Raw genomic sequence first — 8,904 nt, 5'->3', positions numbered from 1 at the left:
AGCGCGGCGGGGTCCGCGGGCCGGGCGGTGCGGCGTCGGAACTCCGCGGCGAGGCGGCGCGCCTCCTGGAGGCGTCCGGTCGAGATGAGATCGCTCACCCGGGCGGCCGCCTGCGCCACGTCCCGGGGGCGGGCGAGCGGGAGCTCGGCGGGGTGCAGCGCGATGCGCAGCGCCTCGGGTCCGGGCAGGTCCCGCCCGGCGCGGTCGTCGCCCGGCACCGGCAGCGAGGCGGCACCTGAGGTCATCACACGACGAAACCTACCAAGCCCGGCATCGCCCGGCCTGACCTCGCGCTCGGGCATCCTCCAGGGCTTCTCCGTACACTGTTCCCGGTCGTGCCGCCGCGGTGCGACGTCCCGCGCCGCCCGCCGACCCGATCCTGAGAAAGAGGTGGAAGGTGACCGTCGACCTCACCGCGGACCCGTCGGCTCATGCCGACGACGACAGGGACCGGACCACGAGGGCACGGACCGCAGAGGCTTCCTCCCCCGAGTCCGCCGCAACCCCGGGCCCCGTCGGGACCCCGGATCCGCACGCGTCGATGCCGACCACCGGCCGCTACGCCGGCCATCTCCACTTCGACGAGACGATCGCCCCCGTGCTGCGCACCGATTTCGACGTCGAGGCGTACACCCGGCGCGGCACCAGCCGGATCCCCGTCGACACCGATCTCCACGCCACCCAGGAGCCGCTGCGCGACCAGGAACGCCTCGCCCTCGGCGTGCTGCAGCGCATGGAGTCCTCCGGGCTCGCCGAGGCGCGGACGATGCTCTCGACCGTGACCGCGAACGAGGCCCGGATCACCGCCTTCCTCGCGACCTGGCTGGTGGACCGCCACTGGCAGGCCCGTGCGCTGCGCGATCTGCTCACCGGCGACCACCCCGTCGAGCGCCCCGCCCCGTCCCGTCGGCCGAGCCGCGTCGCCGCGCTGCGCCGGATCCACGTGGACCGCGTCCAGCCGCTGCTGACCCCGCTGTGGAACGCCGCGGCCGGGGAGCCCGTCGCCGCCGGCCATATGGCCCGCATGGCGATCCAGGAGGCCTCGCTCGTGGCGGGGCTCGACGCGATCGCACGGCGCCTGGGCGGCGAGGCCGAGCGCGTGGTCCGCACCGTGCGCGCCCGCCAGGAGGCGGCGGTCGACTTCTTCACCCAGGAGGCCATCGGCCGCATCACCCGCTCACGCAAGGAGGCCGTCGTCGCACGGCTGGTGCTGAGCCTGAGCTCCCCGCTGCACGGCGGCGGGGTGCCCGATCCCGATCTCGACGCAGCGCTGCAGGTGCTGGGCGCGGATCCCCGCGACCGCGCCGGTCTCCACCGCGCCCGACGGGAGATCACCCGGCTGCTGCCCGGCCCGGACCTCCCCGACGCTCACCTGCTCTCCCTGCCCCGTTCCGGAGCGTGACATGGCCTTCGACATCGATCATTTCGCCGAGACCTCGCTGCCCGTCAAGTACGCGGATCTCGACTTCGACCTCTTCGACGAGCAGCCGCTGGACGCGCAGACCCTGCGCTCCCTGCGCTACATGTGCGATGTCGAGTACCACACCTCCTGCTTCATGCGCGATCTGCTGGTGACCCCCTCGCACCGCGAGGAGGAGGCCGGCGGCTTCATGACCGTGTGGAACCGCGAGGAGTACTGGCACGGCGAGGCCCTCGCCCGGGTGCTCGGCCGGCACGGGATCGTCGTGGACTACGACGAGGTCAAGGCCAAGCGCGTCAAGCTCGGCTGGCGGGCCGCGCTCGGTCCGATGAAGCAGTCCTCGCTGTCGAACCTGGTCGGCAAGGACTTCCTCGCGGTGCACATGACCTGGGGCGCGGCCAACGAGCTCTCCGCCGTGGCCGCCTACCGTCGGCTCTCCGCCATGGTCGACCACCCGGTGATGACTCCGCTGCTCAAGCGGATCGCGCAGCAGGAGACGCGGCACGTCGCCTACTACACGACCTCGGCGCGGAGGTACCTCGAGGCCTCCGATCGGGCGCCGAAGCTGGTGCGCCTGGTGATGTCGAAGGTGTGGAAGCCGGTGGGCAGCGGGATGATGGACGAGTCCGAGGTGCGCCACGTCATGAACCACCTCTTCGCCCATCAGGGCGACGAGCTGGACAAGCTCGACAAGCGGGTCCAGAAGATGCACGGCCTGGACGGGCTGACGATCTTCCGCAACGCCTTCGCGCGCCTCGGCGTGCCCGCCTGACCTGAGGGTTCTTTCCTGAGATCCGTCTCATCGTCGATTCATCGGCGCTTCATCCGCCGCCGGTTCACTGCTCCTCGTACGGCAGGCCCGCTCCAGGGTCCGCCACGGACCCACCCACCGAGGAGCCCCGAGATGACGATCCTGCACACCGAGACCACCGCCGCGCCGCTCACCGCCACGAGCCCCGCGAGGGCGCCGCAGGACGTGCGCTCCCGCATCGAGCGCGCCAAGCACGCCTTCTCCACCCGCACCGTCGGCGCCCACCTGCGCCGCGCCCGCGAGGTCGAGCTGATCACCGGCGAGCACGTCCCGCAGCCCGGCGAGGTGCTGCTCGCCCGGGTGACGAAGGTCGGCCACCACAAGCGTCTGGAGAGCCCCGTCTCCCGCCGCCAGATCCTCTTCCCCGGCGACGAGATCGTCGTCGCCTACGGCAGCCGCTACGCCGCCGACCAGTTCCTCGCGATGGTCCCCGCGGACCTCGGCCCCGCCCATCTCGCGGCCGCCGGCGGTCTGGCCTCCCGCGTGCTCGAGCAGCACTCCGGCGTCGGCTCCCCCACAGAGATCGAGCCGATCGGCGTGATCCGCGACGAGCACGGCCCCCTCACCCTCGCCCGCACCGCCCCCCACCAGGTGCTGCGCTCGATCACCGCGCGCACCGACCGTCCCGCCCATCACGTCCCCGTGATCGCCGTGCTCGGCACCTCGATGAACTCCGGGAAGTCGACGGTGCTGGCCCATCTCGCGCACGGCCTCGCCGCGGCCGGGCTGCGCGTGGCCGCCGGGAAGGCGACCGGCACCGGCGCGGGCAACGACGTGGGCCTCTTCCTCGACGCGGGCGCGCACCGCGTCCTGGACTTCACCGATTTCGGCTACTCCTCCACCTTCCGGGTCGACGTCGAGGAGGTGCGGGACCTGTTCCTGTCGATGGCCGACGAGCTCGCCGGCGGCGCCGCCCGTCCCGACGTGGTGCTGCTGGAGATCGCCGACGGCGTCTACCAGGGCGAGACCGCGCGCCTGCTCGCCGACCCCGAGGTCGGAGCGGTCGTGGACCGGGTCGTGTTCGCGGCCGGCGACGCGCTCGGTGCCGTCGGCGGCGTCGCGGCGCTCGCGGAGCTCGGCCGGACCCCGTCGGTCGTCTCCGGCGTGGTGACCAGCTCGCCGCTCGCGACCGCGGAGGCGCGCCGCGCCCTGGACGTGCCCGTGGCCGGCACCTTCGACCTCACCGAGGCGGAGGTGGCGCGCGGTCTGGTCGAGGACCTGCTGGAGGAGCGCCTCGACGATGCGTCGTGACCGCGGAGCGAGCCGGTCGGAGCGCGGTTCGATGCGTCGTGACCGCGAGCCGGAGCTGCAGGCGAACGGCCTGCTGAAGAACCCTCCCCCGCTGCCCCCGCTGATGCGGGGACGGCGCCGGCTGTGGCTCGCAGGGCTGGTGCTGCTGGGGTTCGGGCAGGCGGCGCTCGGCGCGCTGTCCGCCTGGGCGCTGGTGACCATGCAGGCCGCCCCGGCGGGCATGTCCCCGATCCTGCTGCGGGCCCTGCTGCTGCTGGTGCTGACCGCGCTGGCGATCGGGGCGCTGACCGTGCATCAGCGCGTGCTCGCCGAGAAGCTCGGCCAGGACTACGTCCACCAGCTGCGCCTGACCCTGCTGGGCGATGCGCTCACTCCCGGGCACTCGACCTCGCTCGGCGTGACCGTCGCCCGCACCACCAACGACCTCTCCGGGGTGCGCAACTGGGTCTCCCAGGGCATCGCCCCGCTGACCGTCGGGGTGCCGCTGATCCTGGGCAGTCTGGGAACCCTCGTCGTGCTGCATCCGCTGCTCGCCCTCGCGATGGCGGTACCGCTGGTGGTGCTGGGGCTGTGCCTGCTGGTGTGGGCGCGGACGGCGCTGATCAAGACGCGGCGGATGCGCCGCACGCGCGGCCGTCTCGCCTCCCGCATCGCCGACACCGTCACCGCCTCCGAGGGGATCCTCGCCGCGGGCGGGTCGAAGCGGGAGCTGCGCAACCTGCGCGAGGCCTCGGGGAACCTGGTGGAGATCGCGGTGGACCGGGCCGAGACCGTCGGCACCCTCCGCGCCGGCGGCGTGGTCGCCTCGACGCTGACCACCCTGCTGGTGGCTGCGACCGGGATCTACCTGGGCCAGTCCCCGGGCGTGACCATGGCGGCGATGGCCGTGGCCGGGATCGCGTCCTCGCCGGTGCTGGAGATCGGGCGGATCGTCGAGTACCGGCAGACCCACCTCGCGGCCCGGATGGTGCTGGGCCCGGCGCTGGCCGGGGCCGAGCAGCGCCGCCGCCGCGCCGAGGAGCGCCGTCGGCTCTCCGCCGAGGTCGAGGCGCCGCGTCCGGTCGAGTCCGGGGACGCGCTGGTGCACCTGCACCTGCCCGGTCTCACCGCGGGCGATGCGCCGCTGGTGGCCGGGCCCCGGGACCGGGTGCGCCTGGTCTCCGAGGACCCGCGCGCCCCGCAGGAGCTGCTGCGCCGGGTGCTGGAGCTCTCCCCCGGCCCCGAGCTCGCCGCGCCGGACTCCGTGTGGGTCGACGGGCAGAACCTGCGCACGCTCGGCCCGAAGCGGGTGCGGCGGCTGGTAGGCCATGCCGCCTCCGGCACCGTGTTCGAGCGCGGCACCGTGGGCCGGGCGCTGCGCTACCGACGCCCCGACCTCGACGCCGCCCACGACCAGGAGATGCTGGACCTGGTGGGGCTTGACGTCGACTCACTCCCCCGCGGGGGTCGCACCCCGCTGCGCCGCGGCGGCGAGCCGCTGGACCGCTCGGACCGGGCCCGCCTCGCGCTCGCCCGCGCGATGTACGGCACCCCGCCGCTGCTGCTGATCGACGGCCTCGAGGGCGACCTCGACGACGACGGCCGGCGCATGCTGGACCAGGTGCTCAGCGGCTATCCGGGCGTGGTGGTGATGGCGGGCTCCGAGCAGCTCGCACGACTCCTGGGCGCACGCGAGCACCGGCTGTACGCCCTGCAGGCAGGAACGATGCCGCAGCGGGAGACAGTGGGCGGCCGCGCCGACGGCGAGGACGACGACTGAGGGGACGACGAGAACCCCGAGGCCACCGCAGGAGAGAGCCCGGACGGCGCCATTGCCGTCCGGGCTCGATCTGTGCGGGGACTGCGCCTGTGGGGCGGGCTCAGCCCTCCGCCGTGGGGCGGCGCCGGCCCGGGTCAGTCGTCGTCCTCGCCGTCATCGTCATCGTCATCATCATCCTCGTCATCATCATCGTCGCCGCCGTCGTCGTCGCACTCGAGCTCGCCGTCGTCCCACTCGCAGACGCCGGAGGGACGCTGCGGAGGCGCCGGTGCGGGCTTCGCGGGCGCGGGCCTCGAGCCCTCCGAGGAGGACCCGCCCGACGAGGAGCCGCCGGAGGACGAGCCGCCGGTCGAGGGGTTCCCATCGGCCGGGGCGGCGGGCGCGGGGGCCGGAGCGGGCGCTGGGGCGGGTTCGGGCGAGGGCTCGGACTCGATCGCGCCGATGCCGGTGTCGGAGTGGATCCCGCCCACGGGCTGCTCGGTCGCGCTCGGGCGCGGCAGCGCCACGGCGGCGCCGTCGGCCGACGAATCCGCGCCCGCGGCGGCCGGGTCGGTCCCGTCGGCGGAGCGGGGATCCTCCCCGCCGGCGCCACCGCCGGCGCGTGCGTCGCCGCCGGCATCGGAGGCGTCGCCGATCGTGATCCCGGCCCGCTCCTGCGGGCCCTCCTCCTCGACCGAGGGCAGCACGGCGAGCGCGGCCGCGGCGAGCGCGACGGACACGATGATCCCGGTGGTGCGAAGAGCCTTCATGTCGGCGAGGCTCCCAGCACGCGATGAGACCCCTGTGAAGGGTCGATGAGAGGACTCTCATGAACCCACTTCGTGGGCCGTGGCCTGCGGCGACGCGCCGTCGAGGGGGGGCGGCCGACGAGAGGCGCGGCCGGACCGCGGACGCGGCCGGAGAGGCGCGGCCGGAGAACGGGTGCGGTCTGCGGGGGCGCGGCCGACGGGGCTTCGACCCGCGAGGGCTCGGCCGGCGGGGGCGCTCAGGCGGCGGGGGCGCTCAGGCGGCGGGGGCGCTCAGGCGGCGGGGTCGACCATCTTGTAGCCCGCTCCGCGCACGGTCACCAGGCGGGGCGCGCCGAGCTTGCCGCGCAGGTAGCCGACGTACACGTCCACCACGTTTGAGGCGCCGTCGTAGTCGTAGCCCCACACCTTCGACAGCAGCAGGTCGCGGGTGAGGACCTGTCCCGGGTTCTCCAGGAACACGCGGGCCATGGTGAACTCGCGCGAGGACAGCTCCACCTCGCGCGAGGCGCCGTCGACGGTGCACTCGGCGATACGGCTGCGCAGGTCCAGGGACAGGTCCCCGAGGGTGAGCACGTCAGCGCTGACGGCGCCGGCGCCGGCGGTCGCCTCCCGGGCGCGCAGCTTCACCCGCGCCAGCAGCTCCTCGAAGCGGAAGGGCTTGGCGATGTAGTCGTTCGCACCGCTCTCGAGCCCCTGCACCGTGTCCTCCACGCCGGTGCGGGCGGTGACCATGAGGATCGGGATCTGCACGTCCATGTCGCGCAGCGCCTTCAGCACCTGGAAGCCGTCCATGCGCGGCAGGCCCACGTCGAGGATCAGCAGGTCGAACTCCCCGCCGGAGGCGAGGTCGAGCGCGGCGATGCCGTCCTCCACCACGGTGGTCGCGTAGCCGTTGGCCTTCAGGCCCCGCTCCATGAAGCGCGCGATCCGCGCCTCGTCCTCGGCGATGAGGATCCTCATCCCTGCTCCCTCCGGGGTGGCTCGTCCATCTCGTCGTCGGGGCGGTGCGTCGCCCGCGTCCCAGTATGACCGCTCCCGGGCTCCGCACCCTCGCCGACAGCCCTGGGGGCCTCGGCGCTGAACTGCGGGAACACGATCGTGAAGGTCGATCCCCTGCCGAGCCGGGAGAGCAGCCGCACCGCCCCGGCGTGGCCCTCCGCGATCGCCTGCACGATCGGCAGGCCCAGCCCGGAGCCGGCGCCGCGCGCGCCCTCGGCCCGGGTGAAGCGCTCGAAGACGCGCTGCTGGTCCTCCTCGGCGATGCCCACGCCCTCGTCGCGCACGCTGACGTGGATCTCCGGTCCTTCGGGCCCGAGCACCTGGTCCACGCCGAGCCAGATCCGGGTCCCCTCGTCGCTGTAGCGCACCGCGTTCGCGGCCAGCTGCACGACCGCCTGGGTGAGGCGCTGCTCGTCGGCCTCGGCGACCACATCGGCCGTGCGCTCGAGGATCCACTCCCGCTCCCCGATGTGCTCGATGCGGGCGAAGGCGGAGCGGGCGAAGGAGGCGAGGTCCACCGGGTGGAGCTTCACGTAGTCGGGGCGGCTGGAGGCGGCGAGCTCGGAGAGGTCCCCGACCACGCGGCCCATCCGGTCCAGCTCCTCCATCGCGATCTGGTGCGACTCGACGACGTCGTCGGGATCCTGCACGTCGGTGGTCTCCAGCGTGCCGCGCACGATGGTCAGCGGGGTGCGCAGCTCGTGGCCGACGTCGCTCATGAAGCGGCGCTGCTCGGCGAAGCCCTCCTGGATCCGCTCGAGCATGCGGTTGAAGTTCTGGGCGAGCGCGGAGATGTCGTCCCCGCCGTCCGGGACCTGCACCCGGTGCTCGAGATCCGTGACCGTGACCTGCTCGGTCGCGCCGCGCAGGTCCACCAGCGGCCGCAGCAGACGCCCGGTGACGACATAGCCCACCCAGCCGGCCAGCAGCAGCACCAGCACGGACATCCCCGAGAACAGCGCCACGCTCTGCCACAGCTCGCGTCGCTGCGCGCCGATGTCGTTGGCGACCACGAACACGCCCTGCTGCCCGTCGCCGGCCACCGAGACCGACGCGATCAGCACGCGCAGGTCCCGGCCGTGGGCCTCCATCGGCACGATGACCGTCTTGTCCGGCACCTGCGCGTCGAGGATCTCGGCGAGGACCATCTCGGACTCGGCCGTGATCGCGGCGGCCTCGGCGTGCGAGGCGTCCTCGGGCGGCTCGGGCAGCAGCGCGAAGTCCTGCTGTCGGGGCTGGTAGCGCGGCTCCCCGTCGATCAGGGCGATCACCGACTCGTGGTCGGAGGGAGCGGCGGAGTCGGTGGCGTTGACCAGAACGCTGTCGACCGTGGTGTGGATCGTCTCGCCGTCCGCGTCGGTGGAGTTGGCGATCAGGGAGAGCTCGCTGTGCTCCTGCCACAGCTCGGCCTCGACCCGCTGGTCCAGGGCCCGGAACTGCGCGGCGAAGGTGAGCACGCCCGTGACGGCGAGGCCGCCGGCGATGAAGACGAGCAGGGTGGAGAGCACACGGGTCCGGACCGTCCAGCGGCGGGGGCCGCGCGGGGGACGGGGGCGGGCGGTGCGGGGCGAGGTGCGGGGGCTGCGCGGGGTGCCGGAGCGGCGCGAGGAGCGAGGGCGGGCGGAGGCGCCGGACCGGGGTTGGGTGCCAGGCCGAGGTTCCGCGCCGGGGCGAGGCTCTGCGTCAGTGCGGGGCGGGGTGCGGGGGCCGCTGGGGCGGGTCTCGTCGGCCACCATGCGCTCCTCCCGCTCATGCTCCGCTTCCCACCCGGTCCCGGAGCGGGACGGCGCGGGGCCATGGTCGACTGATGGCGTATACGGCACCACTATGCCAATAAGGGGCTCTTCAGAGTTGAGTGTGGGCGCGCCGGTGATACGGGGTAGCTGAGGATAGACGTCGAGGTCCCCGAAGATGA

Annotated in this window: 7 protein-coding genes and 1 pseudogene; 4 read left to right on the top strand and 4 right to left on the bottom strand. The window is 73.9% G+C overall.

Annotated features, from left to right (window positions below):
* A pseudogene (locus L3K22_RS16335) lies at positions 1 to 245 on the bottom strand (hypothetical protein); the annotation flags it as partial.
* Positions 246 to 541: 296 nt separating this feature from the next.
* Between L3K22_RS16335 and L3K22_RS16330 the strand changes: the two are divergent.
* From L3K22_RS16330 to L3K22_RS16315, 4 genes are all read left to right on the top strand, one after another.
* The gene (locus L3K22_RS16330) at positions 542 to 1,402 is read left to right on the top strand and encodes a hypothetical protein (RefSeq protein ID WP_263312326.1); all 861 of its coding nucleotides are present in this window, start codon (positions 542 to 544) and stop codon (positions 1,400 to 1,402) included.
* Position 1,403: 1 nt separating this feature from the next.
* Positions 1,404 to 2,192, top strand: a complete 789-nt coding sequence (locus L3K22_RS16325) for a ferritin family protein (RefSeq protein ID WP_263312325.1) — start codon at positions 1,404 to 1,406, stop codon at positions 2,190 to 2,192.
* 132 nt (positions 2,193 to 2,324) lie between these two features.
* The gene (locus L3K22_RS16320) at positions 2,325 to 3,482 is read left to right on the top strand and encodes a DUF1611 domain-containing protein (RefSeq protein ID WP_263312324.1); all 1,158 of its coding nucleotides are present in this window, start codon (positions 2,325 to 2,327) and stop codon (positions 3,480 to 3,482) included.
* 31 nt (positions 3,483 to 3,513) lie between these two features.
* Positions 3,514 to 5,241 (top strand): ABC transporter transmembrane domain-containing protein, encoded by a 1,728-nt coding sequence (locus tag L3K22_RS16315; protein WP_263312323.1) that lies wholly within the window; start codon positions 3,514 to 3,516, stop codon positions 5,239 to 5,241.
* Between the two features lie 134 nt (positions 5,242 to 5,375).
* On the opposite strand, the gene L3K22_RS16310 is transcribed toward L3K22_RS16315, so the two are convergent.
* From L3K22_RS16310 to L3K22_RS16300, 3 genes are all read right to left on the bottom strand, one after another.
* The gene (locus L3K22_RS16310; RefSeq protein WP_263312322.1) at positions 5,376 to 5,990 is read right to left on the bottom strand and encodes a hypothetical protein; all 615 of its coding nucleotides are present in this window, start codon (positions 5,988 to 5,990) and stop codon (positions 5,376 to 5,378) included.
* A 270-nt stretch (positions 5,991 to 6,260) separates the two neighbouring features.
* Positions 6,261 to 6,950 (bottom strand): response regulator transcription factor, encoded by a 690-nt coding sequence (locus L3K22_RS16305; RefSeq protein ID WP_053916370.1) that lies wholly within the window; start codon positions 6,948 to 6,950, stop codon positions 6,261 to 6,263.
* Complete coding sequence (locus tag L3K22_RS16300) at positions 6,947 to 8,497, bottom strand: sensor histidine kinase (protein ID WP_263312321.1); 1,551 nt, start codon at positions 8,495 to 8,497, stop codon at positions 6,947 to 6,949. Before L3K22_RS16300 ends, L3K22_RS16305 begins: the two co-directional genes overlap by 4 nt.
* Positions 8,498 to 8,904: the final 407 nt, after the last annotated feature.

Source organism: Brachybacterium atlanticum, from assembly GCF_025669985.1.
Taxonomy (GTDB): domain Bacteria; phylum Actinomycetota; class Actinomycetes; order Actinomycetales; family Dermabacteraceae; genus Brachybacterium; species Brachybacterium conglomeratum.
Note: the sequence above shows the minus strand (reverse complement) of the source record. Positions and strands in the feature narration are given on the sequence as shown.